This window comes from Gilliamella sp. wkB292 (assembly GCF_001690235.1).
Lineage (GTDB): Bacteria > Pseudomonadota > Gammaproteobacteria > Enterobacterales > Orbaceae > Gilliamella > Gilliamella apicola_F.
The window spans coordinates 53,048-73,994 of the sequence record NZ_LZGO01000052.1 but is presented as its reverse complement, the minus strand read 5'-3'; the positions used below and the strand labels follow the sequence as shown (position 1 = coordinate 73,994).

The 20,947-nt window shown below is 35.8% G+C and carries 19 protein-coding genes, 1 tRNA gene and 1 other RNA gene; 14 read left to right on the top strand and 7 right to left on the bottom strand.

Features of this window, described 5'->3' with window-relative positions:
* Positions 1-15: 15 nt before the first annotated feature.
* Positions 16-702 (bottom strand): M48 family metalloprotease, encoded by a 687-nt coding sequence (locus tag A9G09_RS06280; protein ID WP_065634036.1) that lies wholly within the window; start codon positions 700-702, stop codon positions 16-18.
* Between the two features lie 140 nt (positions 703-842).
* Between A9G09_RS06280 and tgt the strand changes: the two genes are divergently transcribed.
* The 3 genes from tgt to A9G09_RS06265 all read left to right on the top strand — a co-directional run bounded on the left by tgt (position 843) and on the right by A9G09_RS06265 (position 2,295).
* On the top strand, positions 843-1,979 hold the full coding sequence (gene tgt / locus A9G09_RS06275) for a tRNA guanosine(34) transglycosylase Tgt (protein ID WP_065634035.1): 1,137 nt from the start codon (positions 843-845) through the stop codon (positions 1,977-1,979).
* A gap of 73 nt (positions 1,980-2,052) precedes the next feature.
* Positions 2,053-2,129: transfer RNA gene (locus A9G09_RS06270), tRNA-Pro, on the top strand.
* A gap of 41 nt (positions 2,130-2,170) precedes the next feature.
* A non-coding RNA gene (locus tag A9G09_RS06265) (RtT sRNA) lies at positions 2,171-2,295 on the top strand.
* A 21-nt stretch (positions 2,296-2,316) separates the two neighbouring features.
* On the opposite strand, the gene A9G09_RS06260 is transcribed toward A9G09_RS06265, so the two are convergent.
* Positions 2,317-3,348 (bottom strand): LacI family DNA-binding transcriptional regulator, encoded by a 1,032-nt coding sequence (locus A9G09_RS06260; RefSeq protein ID WP_065634034.1) that lies wholly within the window; start codon positions 3,346-3,348, stop codon positions 2,317-2,319.
* 282 nt (positions 3,349-3,630) lie between these two features.
* Between A9G09_RS06260 and A9G09_RS06255 the strand changes: the two genes are divergently transcribed.
* From A9G09_RS06255 to rimL, 4 genes are all read left to right on the top strand, one after another.
* Positions 3,631-4,074: a PTS sugar transporter subunit IIA gene (locus A9G09_RS06255; protein WP_065634033.1), complete on the top strand. Its 444-nt coding sequence runs from the start codon at positions 3,631-3,633 to the stop codon at positions 4,072-4,074.
* Between the two features lie 30 nt (positions 4,075-4,104).
* Positions 4,105-4,377, top strand: a complete 273-nt coding sequence (locus A9G09_RS06250) for a PTS sugar transporter subunit IIB (RefSeq protein WP_065634032.1) — start codon at positions 4,105-4,107, stop codon at positions 4,375-4,377.
* A 20-nt stretch (positions 4,378-4,397) separates the two neighbouring features.
* On the top strand, positions 4,398-5,765 hold the full coding sequence (locus A9G09_RS06245; RefSeq protein WP_065634031.1) for a PTS ascorbate transporter subunit IIC: 1,368 nt from the start codon (positions 4,398-4,400) through the stop codon (positions 5,763-5,765).
* A 246-nt stretch (positions 5,766-6,011) separates the two neighbouring features.
* Positions 6,012-6,563: a 50S ribosomal protein L7/L12-serine acetyltransferase gene (gene rimL, locus A9G09_RS06240; RefSeq protein WP_065634030.1), complete on the top strand. Its 552-nt coding sequence runs from the start codon at positions 6,012-6,014 to the stop codon at positions 6,561-6,563.
* A 125-nt stretch (positions 6,564-6,688) separates the two neighbouring features.
* On the opposite strand, the gene A9G09_RS06235 is transcribed toward rimL, so the two are convergent.
* From A9G09_RS06235 to A9G09_RS06225, 3 genes are all read right to left on the bottom strand, one after another.
* Positions 6,689-8,137 (bottom strand): APC family permease, encoded by a 1,449-nt coding sequence (locus A9G09_RS06235; protein ID WP_081297499.1) that lies wholly within the window; start codon positions 8,135-8,137, stop codon positions 6,689-6,691.
* Between the two features lie 167 nt (positions 8,138-8,304).
* Complete coding sequence (gene adhP / locus A9G09_RS06230) at positions 8,305-9,339, bottom strand: alcohol dehydrogenase AdhP (RefSeq protein WP_065634029.1); 1,035 nt, start codon at positions 9,337-9,339, stop codon at positions 8,305-8,307.
* A gap of 272 nt (positions 9,340-9,611) precedes the next feature.
* Complete coding sequence (locus tag A9G09_RS06225; RefSeq protein ID WP_065634028.1) at positions 9,612-10,931, bottom strand: MFS transporter; 1,320 nt, start codon at positions 10,929-10,931, stop codon at positions 9,612-9,614.
* A 290-nt stretch (positions 10,932-11,221) separates the two neighbouring features.
* Here A9G09_RS06225 and A9G09_RS06220 point away from each other — a divergent pair, with 290 nt between their 5' ends.
* Entirely contained in the window at positions 11,222-12,256 is a 1,035-nt protein-coding gene (locus tag A9G09_RS06220) for a tagatose 1,6-diphosphate aldolase (RefSeq protein WP_176700959.1), read from the top strand.
* A gap of 158 nt (positions 12,257-12,414) precedes the next feature.
* Here A9G09_RS06220 and grxB read toward each other — a convergent pair whose 3' ends face one another.
* Both grxB and A9G09_RS06210 read right to left on the bottom strand, forming a co-directional pair.
* Positions 12,415-13,065: a glutaredoxin 2 gene (gene grxB, locus A9G09_RS06215; protein WP_065634026.1), complete on the bottom strand. Its 651-nt coding sequence runs from the start codon at positions 13,063-13,065 to the stop codon at positions 12,415-12,417.
* Positions 13,062-13,688, bottom strand: a complete 627-nt coding sequence (locus tag A9G09_RS06210; RefSeq protein WP_065634025.1) for a Pr6Pr family membrane protein — start codon at positions 13,686-13,688, stop codon at positions 13,062-13,064. The genes grxB and A9G09_RS06210 overlap by 4 nt, the downstream gene beginning before the upstream one ends.
* Positions 13,689-13,931: 243 nt before the next feature.
* On the opposite strand from A9G09_RS06210, the gene xerD reads away from it, so the two are divergent.
* From xerD to A9G09_RS06180, 6 genes are all read left to right on the top strand, one after another.
* Positions 13,932-14,846: a site-specific tyrosine recombinase XerD gene (gene xerD, locus A9G09_RS06205; protein ID WP_065634024.1), complete on the top strand. Its 915-nt coding sequence runs from the start codon at positions 13,932-13,934 to the stop codon at positions 14,844-14,846.
* A 24-nt stretch (positions 14,847-14,870) separates the two neighbouring features.
* Positions 14,871-15,569: a bifunctional protein-disulfide isomerase/oxidoreductase DsbC gene (dsbC, locus tag A9G09_RS06200; protein WP_065634023.1), complete on the top strand. Its 699-nt coding sequence runs from the start codon at positions 14,871-14,873 to the stop codon at positions 15,567-15,569.
* Between the two features lie 82 nt (positions 15,570-15,651).
* Positions 15,652-17,388, top strand: a complete 1,737-nt coding sequence (recJ, locus tag A9G09_RS06195) for a single-stranded-DNA-specific exonuclease RecJ (RefSeq protein WP_065634022.1) — start codon at positions 15,652-15,654, stop codon at positions 17,386-17,388.
* A 123-nt stretch (positions 17,389-17,511) separates the two neighbouring features.
* Positions 17,512-18,906 (top strand): UDP-N-acetylmuramate:L-alanyl-gamma-D-glutamyl-meso-diaminopimelate ligase, encoded by a 1,395-nt coding sequence (gene mpl, locus A9G09_RS06190; RefSeq protein ID WP_065634021.1) that lies wholly within the window; start codon positions 17,512-17,514, stop codon positions 18,904-18,906.
* Between the two features lie 76 nt (positions 18,907-18,982).
* Entirely contained in the window at positions 18,983-20,467 is a 1,485-nt protein-coding gene (locus tag A9G09_RS06185) for a bifunctional ADP-dependent NAD(P)H-hydrate dehydratase/NAD(P)H-hydrate epimerase (protein WP_065634020.1), read from the top strand.
* A 55-nt stretch (positions 20,468-20,522) separates the two neighbouring features.
* On the top strand, positions 20,523-20,882 hold the full coding sequence (locus A9G09_RS06180; protein WP_065634019.1) for a helix-turn-helix domain-containing protein: 360 nt from the start codon (positions 20,523-20,525) through the stop codon (positions 20,880-20,882).
* Positions 20,883-20,947 lie beyond the last annotated feature (65 nt).

Sequence of the window (20,947 nt, the reverse complement as noted above, 5' to 3'; positions counted from 1 at the left end):
AACAAGTTATCAAAGTTACTTGCCACTCATCCTATCTAAAATATTATTGATACGCTTTAAATTTGAAGGATGTGAAACTGGATCTTTTACAGCATGAATAGGCATTTTAGATAACATATCAACTAAACCTATAGGATCAATGTTTTGGTTAACTAATAAGTCAAAAGCATAATTATCTGCCTCTATTTCATGTTGCTGAGCAACATCTTCTTTTTGGAAGATAACAATTTCATTCACTTTGTCAGCAAGTTCGATGTAAGAAGCTTGTTGAAATGAACTAACAAAATGCTGTAAAGCAATATGGCCCTGTTCATGCGCAATAACTGCTTGTAATTCAGCATCATTTAAAAGTTTTATTAAACCACTATTTATACGAATACAACCATTGGCTGTGGACCATGCATTTGGCTCAGTATCAAGATAGACTTTATAATTCAATTTAATATGATTAATCGTTTGTGGTAATGTTAAGGCGACTCTATTTAATCGTTGACTTAGTTTATGATAACTAGCAGGAATTACTGCTTTTTCATCCATTTCCATACAAGCAAGCTGGCTCATTGCCATAATATCAGAAGACGATAATCGACTAGCTACATCAGCAGAAATTAATTTTAAGGTACTTTTATTGTGACTTTGACAACCTATCAAACAAAATAGCGATACATAAACGAGCCACAATAACGATAAAAAACTTTTCACAAACGTCAAAAACCTTCTAAATATTGTCTATTACGGCTAGCCACGCTAAACTAGGCGCCGAAAAATCATAATACAATGACGTATTATATCAATAATTCGCGCCAAACTGTTTATTTGGTCGCAAGAGGTTAACAAAAAAAATGAAATTTGAATTAGATAATACCGACGGCTTAGCTCGCCGTGGACGAATGAAGTTCGATCGCCGTGGCGTCGAATATACAGTTGAAACACCAGCATTTATGCCGGTGGGTACTTATGGTACCGTCAAAGGTATGACTCCCGAAGAAGTCGCTGCAACCGGCGCACAAATCCTATTAGGAAATACTTTCCATTTATGGTTAAGACCGGGACAAGCAATTATGCGAAAACATGGCGACTTACATGATTTTATGCAGTGGCCAGGTCCGATTCTAACTGACTCAGGCGGATTTCAAGTATTTAGCCTTGGTGATATTCGTAAAATTAAAGAAGAAGGTGTCTATTTTCGCAATCCAATTAATGGCGATTCTATTTTTCTTTCGCCGGAAATTTCGATGGAAATCCAATATGATCTTGGTTCAGATATTGTCATGATTTTTGATGAATGTGCCCCTTTTCCAGCAGAGTGGGACTATGTCAAAAAATCGATGGAAATGTCTTTACGCTGGGCAAAACGGAGTCGACAACGCTTTGATGAACTCGGCAATAAAAATGCTTTGTTTGGTATTGTCCAAGGTGGCATCCATCAAGAATTGCGAGACATTTCAATTAAAGGATTAACCGAAATTGGTTTTGACGGATATGCAGTCGGCGGATTAGCCGTTGGCGAGCCAAAAGCCGACATGCATCGAATTTTAGAAGGTACTTGTCCACAACTACCTGCTGATAAACCTCGCTATTTAATGGGTGTGGGTAAACCAGAAGATTTAGTTGAAGGCGTTCGTCGTGGTATTGATATGTTCGATTGCGTCATGCCAACACGTAATGCCCGTAATGGTCATCTATTTGTGACTAATGGTGTGATAAAAATCCGTAATGCTAAATATAAAGATGATACAACACCACTTGATCCACATTGTGATTGTTACACGTGTAAAAATTACACCAAATCTTATCTTCATCATTTAGATAAATGTGGTGAGATTCTAGGCGCTCGTTTAAATACTATTCACAATTTACGCTATTATCAACGCTTAATGGCAGAGATTCGAGAAGCAGTTGCTAACAAACGTTATGAAGAATTTGTTACCGAATTTTATCAACGTATTGACAAAACACCAGCACCTTTCTCTATATAATTAAGCAAAGCGCATAATTTTTTAATGTAACTATTGACAGTTTATGGTTAGCAAAGTATTATGCGCTACCTAACGGCGAGTAGCGCAGCTTGGTAGCGCAACTGGTTTGGGACCAGTGGGTCGGAGGTTCGAATCCTCTCTCGCCGACCAATTTTAGATAAGAAAGCCTGCTCATTGAGTGGGCTTTTTTATTATCCGCTTCAACTTAAAGGATGAGAACCGATGGAGGTTCGAGCCGAGCGTAGCGAGACAACGTTGCTTTAGCAACGACCCGAAGGGCGAGCATAAAATGCGAGTCATCCTCTTTCACTGATCAATTTTTTCATGATCATCAATCCTATAAACTTGCCCTTGATTGAATCACGGGTACTAATGTTGATAAATCAGGCTTCAAACACTCTAGCTGTTTATTTAATCGATTTAACAACACAGCAGCGGTGTATTGACCAATTTGCTTTGATGGTAAAGCCACTGTTGTTAAAGTTGGAAAGCTGACTTGACTAAATTCATTATTACCAAATCCACTCACTGCTAATTGATAAGGCACACGAATGTGTCGACGTTGGCACTCATACAATACTCCACAAGCTAATTCATCGGTTGTACAAATTAGCGCATCAAGTTCTGGCCAATTTAGTAACATATCGGGTAATAATTCACTACCGGTAGTAAAGTTAGCCGGTTTAGCAGCATTGATGATGCGATGTGTTGGTAAATGATAAGCTAGCATGGCTTTATGCCAACCATGTAAACGTTGTTGAAATAGTTGATATTGTTGATTCGCACAAAGTAAACCAATATGACGATAACCTTTTTTTATAACGTGTTCAGTTAATATATACATCGCAAGGCTATCATCCAAGCCAATATGGGCATTGTCTAATTCATCAATTTGTTGACCGATGTTAACTATTGGTACGGCTTTATTGTTAATCATTTGATTAATTAACGCATCATTGTCAAGATAAAATAGCACAATCGCTTTAAGATTATGATTATATAAGGTTTCTAATAATTGTGGTTCACGATTGTAGTAATGGCAAGCTTCAATGATTAATGTGATATATCCCTGCTTGGCTAATTGAATTTGTAAGGTATTAAGTAAAATACGTGTAGAGTTATCATAGATTTGGTCAGTAACAACTGCAATGACTTGATTATCGGATGCTGATGCTAACAAGCTAGCCGCCACATTTGGTTTATACCCTAGCATTTGAACAGATAATTGAATTTTTTGGCGTAGCTTATCAGACACCCTTTCAGGTGTTCGCAGCGCTCGTGATACAGTCATAGCACCAACACCTGCATGTTTAGCTACATCAAATAATGTTATTTGTCCCGTACTCCTACGTTTTTTTATATCCTGCATTTCTTATCCCAATTGAATATTATCAAAGCTGTTAACCACACGACTTATAACATACTTGCTAACAAAAAAGAGGACACAAGCCCAAATAATATACATAGTAATCTGTCTAAATGATAATTTTATGAATGTTTAGTTGAAAATGTTATCTAAATCACAAAATCAATAAAATTTTAATTAACTTTGATAGCGCTATCACATTTCTATTATTTTTTAATTTTTATTATTTCCCAATATGTTAGTTTATAAAAAAATACTTAAGGTATCGATTTTAATGGAGGAAAAATGTTAGATAAATGGTTAACTAACCAGACAGTTAATATTGTCGATTCCGTTGATGATTGGAAAGAAGCAATACAACTTTGTGCTAAGCCATTATTAGAAAGTAATGCCATTTCACCTAGTTATATCCAAGCTATTTTTCAACTACACCAATCCATTGGACCTTACTATGTTTTAGCACCAGGTATTGCTATGCCACATGCTAGACCAGAGCAAGGGGTGAATCAATTAGGTCTATCTATGCTATTAGTTAAACAAGGCGTTAATTTTAATTCGCAAGAAAATGATCCAGTCTATTTAATTACTTTATTAGCTGCGAGTGATAGTACCAGTCATATTGAAATGTTAACCCAATTAGCCGCGCTATTTGGCGAATCAAAAGATATGCAGACAATTTTTCAAGCAAAACAACGCGATGAAATCTTGGCTGTAGTTAAACACTATTAACTTTAATAACAAAATGAAGGGATAAATAAAATGAAAATTATGGCAGTTTGCGGTTCAGGTCTTGGTAGTAGTTTTATGGTTGAAATGAATATCAAAAAAGTGCTGAAAAAATTAAATGTTGATGCTGAAGTTACCCATGCAGATCTTGCTTCAGCAACCCCAGATCAAGCGGATTTATTTGTCATGACCAAGGATTTAGCGGCAAGCTCTGGCATTCCAGCTGACAAATTAGTTATTTTAAATAATATTATCGATATCAACGATTTAGAAGCAAAACTCGTTGAACATTTCGCTAAACATTAATGATATTATGAGGACTTGCTATGATACAAGAAATAGTAAAGTTTATTGTTGATATTTTAAAAGTACCTTCAATATTAGTTGGACTTATTGCCATGGTTGGGCTTATTGCTCAGCGTAAATCCTTTGCTGACACGGTTAAAGGTACCATTAAAACTATTTTAGGTTTTTTAGTATTAAGTGGTGGTGCAACCGTACTCATTAGTGCTATTACCCCATTAGGCATGATGTTTGAACAAGCGTTTAAATTACAGGGTATTATTCCGAATAATGAAGCTATTGTTTCAATGGCACTTAATGAGTATGGCGCAGCAACAGCGTTAATTATGGCATTTGGTATGGTTGCAAATATCATTGTTGCGCGTTTTACTCGTTTAAAGTTCATCTTTTTAACTGGTCATCATACTTTTTATATGGCTTGTATGATAAGTATAATATTAACAGTAGCGGGGTTTGAGGGATGGCAATTAGTCTTTACTGGTTCATTAGTGCTTGGCTTAATTATGGCCTTTTTCCCTGCACTTGCACAACCGCAAATGCGTAAAATAACCGGTAATGATGATGTCGCTTTTGGTCACTTTGGTACATTAGGTTACGTTTTAGCTGGTTGGCTTGGAATGGCAGTTGGTAAAGGATCTCGTTCAACCGAAGAGATGAATCTACCTAAAAATCTAAGCTTTTTACGTGACAGTTCAATTTCAATCTCATTAACTATGATGATTATCTATTTAATTCTTGCTATCTTTGCAGGTCCTAACTACGTCGAAACGACTTTAAGTAAAGGTGATAACTATCTAGTTTATGCAATTATAGAAGCCATTACTTTTGCCGCAGGTGTATTTATCATCCTACAAGGTGTACGCTTAATTCTAGCTGAGATTGTCCCTGCATTTACTGGTTTTTCTGAAAAATTAGTCCCAAATGCTAAACCTGCTTTAGATTGCCCTGTCGTATTTCCATATGCACCAAATGCAGTATTAATCGGATTTTTATGTAGTTTTTTAGGTGGATTAGTCGGACTATTTGTACTTGGACAATTAGACTTAGTATTAATTCTACCAGGCGTTGTACCGCATTTCTTCTGTGGGGCAACTGCTGGGGTATTTGGTAATGCAATGGGCGGCCGTCGCGGTGCCATGCTTGGTGCATTTGCCAATGGATTACTGGTAACATTCTTACCTGTGATGTTATTACCAGTTTTAGGTTCACTTGGTTTTTCAAATACTACGTTTTCTGACGTCGATTTTTGTGGTGTCGGTATTATCCTCGGTAATATGGCAAAATGGTTTAATAAAGATGTGATAATGGCAATTATTGTAGCCATCTTCGCTTTACTCGTTATTTTCAACTATACGATAAAACCTAAAAACAGCAAAAACGATAAAGCATAACCAATATGCTTTATTTTATTAAAAAGCTATACCAGACTAAGCCATAGTCTGGTATTTTTTTATCGGTACATTATAGACTTACTAATAATCTATCGCTTATAGTTAATCACTATTACCTTACATTCGGCTATGCACAAAGCACCATGATAAGCTTTTTTTACTATCGATAAGCTATATTTGTCTTGAATGTTTGACGGTTAGAATAATGACACAGACAATATATTTATAAGAAATAAGGAACAAATAATGACTAATAGCCAAACTGATAGCATTTTGGTAAATCCACATATAATACTAAAAACTGCTAATAACAGTTATGCCAAAGAACTATATAATGTCATTGATTTCAATCGAAACTATTTTAGCCAATTTATGGCATGGCCTAAATTTGTGATAAACGAATTAGATACAGCTAAATTTTTACAAGAGTGCTGGTTAAAACATCAACAAAATCAGAGTAAAACCTATGTCATTATACAAAATGATATGGCTGTCGGTATATTGTCTTTCAATCAAATCGATACTAGCAATAAAACAGCTTATATTGGATATTGGCTTGATAGCCGAGCACAAGGTAAAGGTGTTATGACTCAAGCAATCCAAGCGCTTACCAACTACTATGCATCACAAAAAATTATTAAACGGTTTGTTATTAAATGTGCTGTTAGTAATGTAAAAAGCAACGCTGTAGCAAACCGTTGTGGTTTTAGTTACGAAGGAAGATTAAAACAAGCTGAATACTTAAATGGGATTTATCACGACCAAAACATTTATGGACTGATTTCAACTTATATGTAAAACAGCAATTAACATCTGTCAGTAAAACTGAAAACTCAACCATTATCATTTTTAAGAAAATAACCGGCAATTGCCGGTGTTGATCAAGTAATAGTCTGTTCGTTTAATATGAACTCATGCAATAATTATTTATTGATAATATAACCACAAATTGCTAACAGCACTACAACAAATAAAGTTGCTATAGCGATGATGTATTGTGTTTTTGTTCGATATTTTTTCATCTCACCAAGGGAAAGCTCTCTACTTTTATTTTTGCTATGATAATAATAGTATAAAGGTAACCCAAGTAGAGTAAGTACTATTGATGCTATGCCATTAAACGTTTGATAAACCAACATGCCATAAATAACATAAATTGCACCAATGATCGCCATAATTGGAACTATCGGATAAGCAATAACTTTATAAGAACGCGGTATATCTGCATATTTTTTTCGCGCTATAATCACCCCAATAAACGTCAGCAAATAAAAAACCCATATTGAAAACATGGATATCTCAGATAGACGATCTGCATCAAGCAAGATTGAATATAAAAAAGCAAACACCACTAATACCGAGATCGCATTAACTGGTGAACGACTATCTTCATCAAGTGTACTAAGATAACGAGCGCCAATAATAGTGCCTCGTTCAGCCATACTAAAAATAGTACGAGATAATGTCATAATATAACCATTAATCCCACCCAAAATTGATACCATTATGCCTACTGCCACTAAATTCCCACCTAAATGACCAAACATTCGTTGTGAGGCAACAGCCGAAGCATCATGACCAAGAGTGACCATTTCTTGAACTGGAAATATTTTAAACAGTGCTATATTTATACAAGCATAAACAATGACTAAAAATATGATGCCTAAAATAATTGCTTTAGGTAAAACTTTTGCCGGATTATGAATTTCACCAGCAACCGAAGCAACTTGTGCCCAACCGTCATAAGCAAACAAGGTCGCCAAAATAGCTACAGCAAAAGGTGCGAAAGTTTCAATACCCTGTCCACTAGCCCCAAATAAGGCAACTTGACCATTGCCTTTCCATAATCCAAATACAGCTAAGAGTAATATTGGGATTAATTTACAAACTGTAGCTAGCGTTTGTAGATACCCCGCTTGTTTAACACCGATTGCATTAATAAATGCGATAAAACCTAATACCCCAGCGCTCACCGCCATACGATAATTATCATCTATATTGAATAACAAACAAAAAACTGAACTAAAATAACCAACTAATGCACCAACTAAAGAAGGCGCAAATAACACTGTTATCATCCAACCATAAAGATGAGCAATTTTAGGGCCATAGATTTTTTCTAAATAAACGAGCATGCCACCTGTTTTTGGAAACATAACCCCCAATTCACACAGCGTTAATCCCCCACAAATAGAAAAAATACCACCAATTATCCAAGCTAGCAGCGCATAATTATAATCACCGGCTACGGCTAATACGGCTGGCGGTTTCATAAAAGCGCCAGCCCCTAATACCATTCCTACAACTAACGACAATGCAGAAACTAAACCAAGATCTTTTCTTAATTTACTTTCTAGATTATGTTCTGACATAACTGTTCCCTTGAATATAAAAATACATCTACAAAATGGGCTTATATTAGGGATTTATTTATAAAACACAAGAAAGATTAATTTCAAAAAATTAGAAAAGTATAAAAATCAAGGTAATAAAAAAGTTAGCTAAACACTAACTTTTTTATTAATTGGTAAAATGAATATTAGTTTTTCTTTTTCATTTTCATATCAACCACCATTCGACCGCGAATTTTACCTGCTTTCATTTCTTCGATCATCTCATTGATATCTTCGAGCGGTCTTTTCTCGACAATAGGAACCACTTTACCTTCAGCACTAAAACGGAATGCTTCAGCAAGATCCTCGCGTGTACCAACAAGCGAACCTAATACTTGTATACCATCTAATACTGTTTTGGGAATACTTAAATCCATGGTTTCAGAAGGTAAGCCTAACGCGACAACTCGACCTAATGGGCGCACAGAATTAATTGCTTGATTAAAGCCTGTTTTAGTTACTGAAGTCACCACTGCACCATGAACACCTCCATCAGTATGTTCTTTAATATAAGCACCCACATCATCAACTTTTTTCGGGTTAACAACCAAATCAGCCCCTAATGTTTTACATAATTCTAACTGACTGTCACTGTTACTAATTGCGACAACTTTGTTATTAAAAACTTTCTTTCCATACTCAATAGCAAGCGTGCCTAACCCACCAATGCCAAACACTGCCAACCATTGACCGGGTTTTGTGTCTGCAACTTTAATACCTTTATAAGTGGTAACACCGGCACAGGTGACACTAGTGGCTTGAGCAGGATCAAGCCCATCGGGGACTTTAACGGCATAATCAGCTTTAACAATGCATTGTTCAGCCATTCCACCATCGACACTATAACCCGAGTTAAGCGCATGGCGACAAAATGTTTCGTTACCTGAAATACAATATTCACATGTACCACAACCGGCATGGAACCATGCTATACTCACGCGATCGCCTATTTTTAAACTTTTTACATCAGGCGCAATTTTAGTCACAATCCCAACTCCCTCATGACCAATAACCCGCCCCGGTTTTTTCCCAAAATCACCCGATGCAACATGAATATCGGTATGACAAAGCCCACAATATTCAACATCGACTAAAGCCTCACCAGCTTCTAAAGGGCGAAGAGAAATATCTTTGATGTCAACTTGCCCATCACACTCTTGTCTAATAACGGCTGCTTTCATTATATTCTCCTAGAAAAGTTTTAAGTTTAAGATGTAATGATTTTCATTTTAAACTAAATTTTTTCTAAAAATTTGATTAATTTCACAAATTTTCAAAAGAATAGGATTATTAAATGATTTTTATAAAAGATTGCCATCAAACCAAACTAAATTAAAAAATGATAAAATAAAGCCGTTAACGTGAGTAGATGAATAAATGGATAACTTGATAAAAAAGAGGAACAAAACTGTGTTTATTGATCCTCTAATTTTCGTGATTAAAAAAATGAATATTAAGCAATATCTTTAACGATATATTTTTGGCTATTATTTTTTATGGATAAATACAAGCCAATTAACGCACCTAGCCCAAACAGCCCTACCACATAAATCGCGGGCGCCATTTTGCTAACAAAATCGCTAAAGAACGATATAAACAAAGGTGTTAATCCCCCAGCGATTGCATAAGCCATATTAAACGAAAATGAAACACCACTATAACGAATTTCAGCAGGAAACACTTTAACCATAAAATAAGCAAACGAGCCAACAATACCAACACCAAAACCAGCTAAAGGATAAGTGATTAATAAAAGATGAGGGTTATCTAATGAAAAATAGAAAATTGAAATTATAGCGACAGCAATAAGACAGCCAATAAATAACACTTTACCCATAGCAAATCTGTCCATCATCATGCCATAAAAAGTGCAACTAATGATTAGTCCAATAATGGCGAGTATATTACCTTGCAATGCATCAATAGCTGAAAATCCAAACTGCTTTTGCAATAAAATTGGGGTCATTAACATAATAACCATAATACCTGCCGATAATACCCAAGTAAGCAGCATAGATAAAATAGTTTGAGGTAAGTACTGAGTTAATACTGTTATAACTGGAATTTTTTTTGCTAATTCTTGTTGTTTTCGTTTTTGTATTTCCAAAAAAATCGGCGTTTCTTTCAACCAACGACGTAAATACATGGCGATTAAACCAAATATCCCGCCAATAATAAATGGAATTCGCCAACCCCAATCACTCATTTGTTCAGGTGAAATGCTTTTATTCATTACAGTTGAAACCAGCGAGCCAAGTAAAATACCCAAACTTAAACCACTAGTTAATATTCCACAAGCTAAGCCAATTTTATTATTGGGGACATGTTCAGCAACAAACGTCCAAGCACCGGGTACTTCACCGCCCACTGCAAGACCTTGGCACAGTCGCATAATTAATAACAAAATAGGCGCTAAAATGCCAATATTAGTATAAGTCGGTAAACAACCAATGAATAGTGTAGGTAATGCCATTAAAAGAATGCTTAACGTAAACATTCGTTTGCGTCCAAATAAATCGCCAAAATGCGCCATAACAATGCCACCAAATGGACGAATTAAATAGCCTGCCGCAAAAATCCCAAATGTTTGCACCTGACTTAACCATGCTGGCATATCATCCGGAAAAAAAAGATGACTAATAATAATGGAAAAAAAGACAAATATAATAAAATCATAAAACTCTAATGCACCACCTAGTGCTGATAAGGCCAATGTTTTATAGTCTTGATTGTTTAAAGTACGATTTGGCGTCGCATTTTGTGCGTATGACATGATTATCCCTGTAAAGTATATTTTACACATAGTCTATTATTGTGTACTAATATACCTCAACACAATTTTTTTGGAAGAAAAATATCAAATAATACGCCAATTTACATTGTATAACGCTCAAAACTAACTTGTGCATATTGCTCTTTTATTACCCTGATAAAATGATGATAATTAACTGCAATTTATTAAATTGTGTATATAATCTAAACTAGCACTAAATGATTAATAAATCGTCGCGAAAAGAAACTACAATCATAAAATCTTTTTAAATGGAGAGTTATAAAATGGGTATAAAACGTATTTCTCGTGGAAAATTCACTCGCATGCAACAGTTATCAAACCAAGATGGCGTTATTGCGGCACTAGCAATCGACCAACGTGGTTCAATGGTAAAAATGATGGAAGCGGCTGTTGGTAAAGATCGTTATAATGTTGAAATGGTCTATGAATTTAAAGAACTTGTTTCACAAGAATTAACAAAATATGTGAGTGCAATTTTGTTAGATGAAGAATATGGCTTTAAAGGTATGGCTAAAAAAAATAAGGATGCAGGATTAATCATTTCTTATGAGAAAACCGGTTATGATGCAAACACGCCAGGCCGTTTACCTGATGTTTTACCTGAAGACTCTCTACAACGATTATTGAAAAAAGGGGCTGATGCAGCAAAAGTATTAGTTTATTATAATCCCGATGATCCTAAAGATATTTTAGAGAAAAAACATGCGTTTCTAGAACGTGTTGGTACAGAAGCCAGAGCTGCCGATATTCCATTATTTGTCGAACCAATTGTCTATGATAATGTCGTGACCGATGATAAAAGTCCTGAGTTTGCCAAAATAAAACCACAAAAAGTGATTAACACCATTAAAGAATTCACTAAAAACCAATATTTCATTGATGTACTTAAAGTTGAAGTACCCGTCTTGTTTAAAAATGTAGAAGGATTTAATGATAACAACGTGGTTGTCTATACTCAAAAACAAGCTGCCGATTATTTTAAACAAGCTAGCGATGCGGCAACTCGTCCATTTATCTATTTAAGTGCGGGCGTACCAACAAAAACTTTCCATCAAGAATTAATTTTTGCTGGTGAGAATGGCGCTAAATATAGTGGTATTTTAGGTGGTCGTGCAACATGGTTTGAAGGCGTTGCTGCTTATGCTAAAGACGGTAAAGAGGGTTTAAAACGCTGGTTAGATCAAACTGGTCGTGAAAATGTTGAGCACCTTAATAAGATTTTAAAACAATATGCTACACCTTGGTATGATATCTATGGTGGTAAAGACAGTATTGAAGTAATTGATCTAAAATTAGGTGACTAATTTAAATCAATAAATTAACACTCATCACCTAAAGGTGATGAGTGAATTAATGAAAGAACAAAGTTGATAGATATATTCTTCAACCTCTCGTTAAATCTCTTCCATGCTACCAAACTCAGTCAAAAAGCATCATGCTATCGTACTAACTCAGTGATTGATTAAATTGCGCGATCAAAAAATAGATCAACCTGGCTCAATTTAGCCATTGCCGTTACATAAGCCAACGTTTTTGGTGGAAAAGATAGATCTTTTACACAGGTTAAATTACGTAATACTGGAAATAGACAAATATCATCTAAAGACAATTGACCATTACACGCTTGTGGTGAAACAATCAAAGGATCTAGTTGTTCAAGCAACTTAGAAACAGCTAAAACCAGAGAACTTGTTTGCGCTAAACACTCATCGAATGATCCCATCTTTTGAGCTTTACTCGCGACAAAACTATCAATTGCACTTTGTGTAGCAAACTCAGCTAAACCCAGTTTGATATAACGCGGACACTCTAATTTATAATCATACTGCTGTATGTTTTTTATTATCTCGGCAATTTTCGCTGATTTAGGTCCAATCAATATAGGGCTATCGCCATAATTATTATCAACATAATCAACAATATCTAAACTTTCAGGCATATAACTACCATCATCTTTTTGTAAAATTGGCACCATTTTTTCACCAATCATACTTTCAGGTGATTTGTTATCATCACTCAAAAATACTTCTAATTTAACTGGTATGTGTTTTAAACCAAAAATCATTCTTGCTCTGGCGCAAAAAGGACAATGTTCATAAATATACAGCTTCATGTTTTTCTCCTCAAACAATCAACTACCCATAAAAATAAGGCTGAACCTAAAAACAATAAAAAAACCATACCGACAGCAAACAACGCTTTCGGATAGCCTATTTTCACAACATTAATAAAAGGATAAGGATATAAATTAGTATAGTATCCTCTGACAAAAATATATATGCCATAAACTAACATACAGACTAATGAACCCATTATCACTCGAAAATTAATACGTCGAAACGGTCCCCAAATTAACCAACTCAAAACACCCAGTAACGGTATGACAACATGTAAACTTTCATTGGTGAATTTTAATAAATCATTCGGCGGTTTATGAATAGCGCGTAACATTAAGTTATAAACGATAGAAGTGATTATCACGCCTACTAGCCCATTTAATCGAATAATTTTAAAGCTAGAACGATGGCAACTAGGATTAAAAAATAGCCACAAACAACTCACCGCCAACATCAAATTCGATAACACAGTAAAAAAACTATAATAAAAAATGATTCGACCAACTGGTGTCGCTGGTTGCCAAGGTTGAAGTTGAGCTTGCCAGTATAGATAAGTTTCAATACCAATAACAAAAAAAGCATATAGCCCAATAAAAAGAGGTACAGTGCGTTTTAACATACACATCATCACAAAGTAAAATATTAATGCAAATATATATCAGATATTATTCAAAATACAAAAGAGAATCATGTGTTAATTGACTTATTATCATTAAGTTTGCATAAATCGACTTAAAAAAGCCATTACCCAATGAATTTAACAAAATACTTCCATTTACATGCCATTACTTGGTCTAAACTGCAATGAGCAGCGAGTTGGTATATAATGGCTAAAATAAATTGTATACAGAGATGACCATGAATGTCAGATAAAAGTATTGCGACACAAAGTAAAGTGTTAATTGAACAGTTTTTAGATTCATTATGGCTAGAGCGTAACCTAGCAGAAAACACAATAGAATCTTACAAACTCGATTTGTTTGCACTTAGCCACTCATTACAGCAACAAAATGTCACAATGCTAAGCGCACAGACCATTAATTTACAAAATTTTTTAATGCAGCGCGTGCAAGATGGTTATAAAGCCAGTAGCTCGGCACGTTTGTTAAGTGCAACTAAACGTTTTTTTCAATATTTATATCAAGAAAATTATCGCACAGATGATCCCTCTGCCGTTTTGTCTTCACCAAAATTACCCAAAAAATTACCTAAAGATTTAACCGAATCACAAGTCGAGGCGTTGCTTGAATCACCCAGTACTGATGATCCTATCGAACTACGTGATAAAGCTATGCTAGAAGTGCTTTATGCAACTGGATTACGGGTTAGTGAATTAGTCAATTTAGAAATCAGTGATGTCAGTTTGCGGCAAGGGGTGATAAGGGTAATTGGTAAAGGTAATAAAGAACGCTTAGTGCCACTGGGGGAAGAAGCCATTTATTGGCTTGAATACTATTTCAAATACGCCCGTAATGATCTTTTAAAATCTGGACCGATTGATGTGCTGTTTCCTAGCCGATTAGGTAAAAAAATGACACGACAGACATTCTGGCATCGAATCAAATATTATGCCATACTAACCGGCATTAATATTGAAGCACTGTCACCCCATGTACTACGACATGCGTTTGCAACACATTTGCTTAACCATGGCGCGGACTTGCGGGTTGTGCAAATGTTACTTGGTCATAGTAGCTTATCAACAACGCAAATCTATACCCATGTGGCAACAGAAAGATTAAAACAGTTACACAGTAAGCATCATCCCCGAGCATAATGCTTAAAAAATAAGGATAATTGAATGAAAAAATTAGTTTTAGGTTTAGCATTAATTTCAACATCAGTACTGGCAAGTAATGCTGATATTGCCAAAACACTCGGCAAATTAGGTTATACTGAAAAAGACTTAAAAATTGCCGACAGCCCTGTAAAAGGACTAAAAAGTGTTAATACACCTGATGGTATTTTTTATGTCTCTGATGATGGTAAATATTTAACGCAAGGTCCTTTCTATAACTTAGAAGGTAACGAACCTGTTAACATTGCTAATAGTAATAATGTTAAATTAATCAAATCTATTGAAAAAGATGCGATTGTTTATAAAGCGCCAAACGAAAAATATGTTATTTCAGTCTTTACTGACTATACTTGTCATTATTGTAAATTACTGCATGAAAATATTGATAAATATTTAGATGCAGGCATTTCAGTCCACTATTTTGCGTTCCCACGAGCTGGAGCGGATAGCGAAGTGGGCAAAAACATGCAATCAATCTGGAGCGTTGCTGATCGTAAAGCTGCTTTTGATAATGCCTATAAAGGTAATGCGATTTCACCCGCTAGCAGTATGGTACCTTATGTTACTCAACAATTTAATGTTGGTAAGCAACTTGGTATTAGTGGAACCCCAGCTATTGTTTTAGCTGATGGTCAACTGGTGTCAGGTTATGTCCCAGCTGATAAATTACTTGATATTTTGAATAAAAAATCTGTTAAATAAGTAGTCGTTCATCACAACAATTAATATTGGAACTAACCACTATAACAACTTGTGTTAGCGCTTTTGCGCTAACATTTTAAATATGAATAAAAATAGAATAATACATCGACAATTACCACAAACGCTTCCCGAATTCTCACAAGATATTCCGCCATTATTGCAACGGATTTATGCCGCGCGAGATATCAAATCAATGCAAGAGCTAGACTATTCTACGCGTAATTTGTGCAATTATGATAAGTTAGATGGAACAACCACCGCTGTTGAAATTATTTATTCAGCAATGAAGAATAATCAACGTATCATCGTTGTTGGCGATTTTGATACCGATGGCGCTACCAGTACCGCATTAACGGTTACTGCACTGAGAAAAATGGGCTGCCAATTTGTCGATTATATCATTCCAGATCGTTTTGAAGATGGCTATGGTTTGAGTATAGGTGTTGTTGAAAAAGCAATGTCAAGACATGCAGATCTCATTATCACTGTTGATAACGGTATTGCCGCAGTAGAAGCGGTAAAATTTGCCAAACAAGCTAACTTAACAGTGATTATTACCGATCACCATTTATGCCCCGAACAGTTACCTATTGCAGATGCAATAATTAATCCCAATTTACCTAATTGCACTTTTCCATCTAAACATCTTGCTGGCGTCGGTGTTGCATTTTACTTTATGCTGGCATTAAGAGCTAAATTACGCAAAGAAAATTGGTTCATTAATAATCATCTAACCGAATACAATATCGCCAATCTATTAGATTTAGTCGCTTTAGGTACCATTGCTGACGTTGTCAAACTTGACCATAATAATCGAATACTAGTGCACCAAGGCATGAATAGAATACGATCCGGCTATTGCTGTGATGGAATCAAAGCATTGTTACATATAGCAAGAAAAGAAGCAGTGTCTTTTACTGCGATTGATTTAGCCTACTATGTTGCACCAAGACTCAATGCAGCAGGAAGAATGGATAATATGGCACTAGGTGTTGAACTATTGCTCTGTGATGATTTTGACCTAGCAGTTCAGCAAGCAACGGATCTTGATATACTCAATACCGACCGTAAGCTAATTGAACAAACAATGCACAAAGAAGCATTAGCATATATTCAGCAGCTTGAAAAACAAGACACATCTATTCCAAATGCTATTGTCGTTTACCACCCACAGTGGCATCAAGGTATTATCGGTATTTTATCGGCGCGATTAAAAGACAAATATTACCGTCCAGTTATCTCCTTTGCTTCAACCCAAGATGGTCATTTAAAAGGTTCAGGAAGATCTATCCCAGGCGTTCACTTACGTGATGTACTTGATGAACTGGATCAAAAGCACCCAAACTTAATCGTCAGTTTTGGCGGTCATGCAATGGCGGTTGGTTTAACGATTCGTGAACAAGACATCGAGCTATTTAGAGACAATTTTGAAACGCTATTAAATGACAAATTAAGTGAAGAGGTATTGCAACCAACAATTGAAACTGATGGTGAAGTCGATGGACAAGATTTTAATTATGCAATGGCTTTACAATTAAAAGAAGGTGGACCTTGGGGTGAGGGGTTTGATGAACCTATTTTTGATGGTGAATTTATTATCCATCAACAACGCCTATTTGCAGAAAAACACCTTAGATTAGTGTTAGAACCCCAAAATGGGGGGAGTCTAATAGAAGGCATATTATTTAATGCTGATTTACAACAATGGCCGGATCAATCGATAAAAAAAGCCAAAATCGTTTACCATTTAGTTGTAGATGATTTTCGAGGTAATCAGGCGGCAAAGTTGATGATTCGATATTTATGGCCTATCGCATAACTATTTAAAATCGTCTATAATAACCGGCACATGTCGGTGTTAAATCTCATTACCATTCAAAACGACTATAGTGATAAACAGTTATTATTATCGATATATTTTTATAAAAGTTAAGGATTAAAAATGCGTATTCATATTCTAGGGATTTGTGGCACATTTATGGCAGGCATTGCTTTAATAGCCCGATCACTAGGCCATAAAGTTACTGGTTCAGACAAAAATGTTTACCCACCCATGAGTACTCTCTTACAAAAAGAAAATATAGAGATTATTGAAGGGTACGACCCAGCACAACTCACTCCTACACCAGATTTAGTTATTATTGGTAACGCTTTATCAAGGGGAAATCCTTGTATTGAATATATTCTTGATAACAATATTCCCTATATTTCTGCGCCACAATGGCTACACGATAACGTTTTATGCAACCGTTGGGTCATAGCCGTTGCTGGGACTCATGGTAAAACAACAACAGCAGGTATGGTTAACTGGATTTTAGAAAAGCAAGGTTATAATCAAGGCTTTGTTATTGGTGGTGTACCGGGTAATTTTGATGTATCAGCAAGGCTCGGGGAAGGCAACTTTTTTGTTATTGAAGCAGATGAATATGATTGTTCTTTTTTTGATAAACGTTCTAAATTTATGCATTATTGCCCGAAAACCTTGATAATGAATAACTTAGAATTTGATCATGCCGATATTTTTGATGATCTTAGTGCAATTCAAAAACAATTTCATCATTTAGTGCGCTTAGTACCTAGTAAAGGGCTTATCATTTCACCACAAGACGATGTCAATTTAAAACAAGTACTCGCTAAAGGCTGTTGGAGTGAACAAACGTTTACTGAATCTGAAAATGGCTGGCTTGCACAGCGCATTAATAATGATGCAAGTCATTTTGCGGTTTATTTTAATAATCAAAAAGTGGGGGAAGTGCAATATTCCCTAGTTGGCGAACATAATATGCATAATGCATTAATGGCGATTGCAGCTGCGCATAATGTCGGGATTACGCCTGCTGATGCATGCAAGGCATTAAGCACTTTTGTTAACGCTAAAAGACGCTTAGAGCTTTATGGAGAAGTCAATAATATCGAAATATATGATGATTTTGCTCATCATCCAACAGCAATATTGGCTACATTAGAAGCATTACGCAGCAAAATTGGTGCTAATCGCCGAATATTAGCCGTACTTGAACCTCGGTCAAATACCATGAAATTGGGTGTATCAAAAGATGAATTAGCGCCTTCGCTAGGACGTGCTGACGAAATTTTCATCTTCCAACCTGAACATTTACCTTGGTTAGTTGCTGATGTGGTTGATGCCTGTATTCAGCCTGCACATTGGTCTGGGGATATCGATCTATTAGTTGAGATGATCAGCAAATCAGCTAAACCTACAGATGCAATTTTGATTATGAGCAATGGTGGTTTTAGTGGCATCCATAAAAAAATTCTAGAAAGTTTAGAAAGGCAGCAACTCAAAGATCAGCAAGAAGAACAATTATTAATCTAAAACATAAATTAGATTAACCCATCATAATAATTTAGCCACATAATGTGGCTATTTTTAAAGGCAAGACGGAGGCAGTATGCAATACTTGGTCACCTCATCTGAAATGAAACAATTTGATACTTATACAACTTCGGATGTGGGCTTACCCTCATTGGTGCTTATGGAACGCGCTGCCCTTGCTGTTATCGAACAACTTAAATCTGGTGAATTTGATTTAAACAAAGTTGCGCTCATATGTGGTTATGGTAATAATGGCGGAGACGGTATTGCCGTTGCTCGGTTACTCAAATTACAACAAATTGATGTTGTTATCTATTTAGTGGGTAATTGTGATAATGCTTCGACCGAAACATTACAACAAATCAAAATAGCTCAGCACTATCAAATCCCTATCTTGACGTCGCTACCCGATTCACTTTCATCTTATACAACCGTTGTGGATGCCATTTTTGGTATTGGCCTTAATCGAGATGTTAGCGGTGATTTTTTGCGAGCGATTGAGCTAATTAATCAAAGTCATGGCGATATACTCGCTATTGATATACCTTCCGGCGTGTGTGCAAATACCGGTAAAATATTAGGTGCTGCGGTAAACGCAAAACAGACAGTAACGTTTGCCTATACTAAGCTTGGATTATCTTTTTATCCCGGCATTGAACTAGCCGGCAAAATAACCATTGCCGATATTGGCATTTATGCAGACAAACCAACAGCACATTATACCTTTGAGCAAAATGATCTGGATAACTTGTTACCTGTGCGAGCAAATGACTCCCATAAAGGCTCTTATGGTAAAGTATTGACGATAGCCGGCTCGAAAAACATGTCCGGTGCCGCTTACTTTTCGGCTAAGGCCGCCTATCGAGCTGGTGCTGGGTTAGTACGTATTTACACACCAATTTGTAATAGCAGTATTTTATTATCCCAACTCCCCGAAGCTTTATTATCACCTTTTACACCTAATCAAGTTAATTTTACTGAGCTTGAAACATGGATAAATTGGGCATCAGTAATTGTTATCGGTCCCGGTATGGGGATATCTGATGATACCTATCAGATTTTATCTTATGTCGTTCACCATGCAACCGTGCCAATAATTATTGATGCTGACGGGCTTAATGTTTTATCGCAAAATTTGTCATTACTTGAGAAAGCAAAATCAACCATTATTCTTACACCACATTTAGGTGAAATGGCGAACCTAACAAAGCTATCTATCGATAAGATTAAAAATAATTTAATCGCAACAGCAAAAGCATTTTCGCAACACCACAACGTCATTTGTGTACTTAAAGATGCTAAGACCGTCGTTGCCCACCCTAACAAACCAACCTATATTAATCAATCAGGCAATAATGGTATGGCAACTGCTGGATCAGGTGATGTGTTAACTGGTATTATAGCTGGACTCATTGCCGGTCACTTACCCGCGGCTCAAGCAGCCCCAGTAAGTGTTTACTTGCATGGTTTGGCTGGTAACAAGGCAGCTGAAAAATTAAATAAATACAGTTTATTAGCTTCTGATATCATCGAAGGTTTAACGCATATACTACCCAATTAACCCCGATACAATAGGCTCAAAACTCAATGCATTATGTTTATATTGAGGATCACGCATGAATCAAACAACAGAAATTGTTGCAATGTTATGTCGCAGAATTAAATTGGCAAGAATTGAAAAAAATTTATCTCAACAAGAACTTGCTCAAAAATCTGAACTCGGCATAGCAACAATTAAACGCATAGAAAATGGTGAATCCATTACTTTACATACACTAATAAATGTACTACGAGGATTAGACGAACTTGATCAACTCAATAATTTACTTGCCTATAATGAACTAATGCATAACACATCAACCGATCAAGCCAAACGAAAAAGGAAGTTACGTTCAATAAAAAGTGAAAAAGTCGATATGCTAGTTAATAATGACTTTTTACGTTCCAAGGCGAATACTATGCGCTGGAAATATTAAATTTGATCGCTTCAATTCGCCAAATGACTAGTCGGCAAATTGAAGGATTAATTCATCGCAATTAA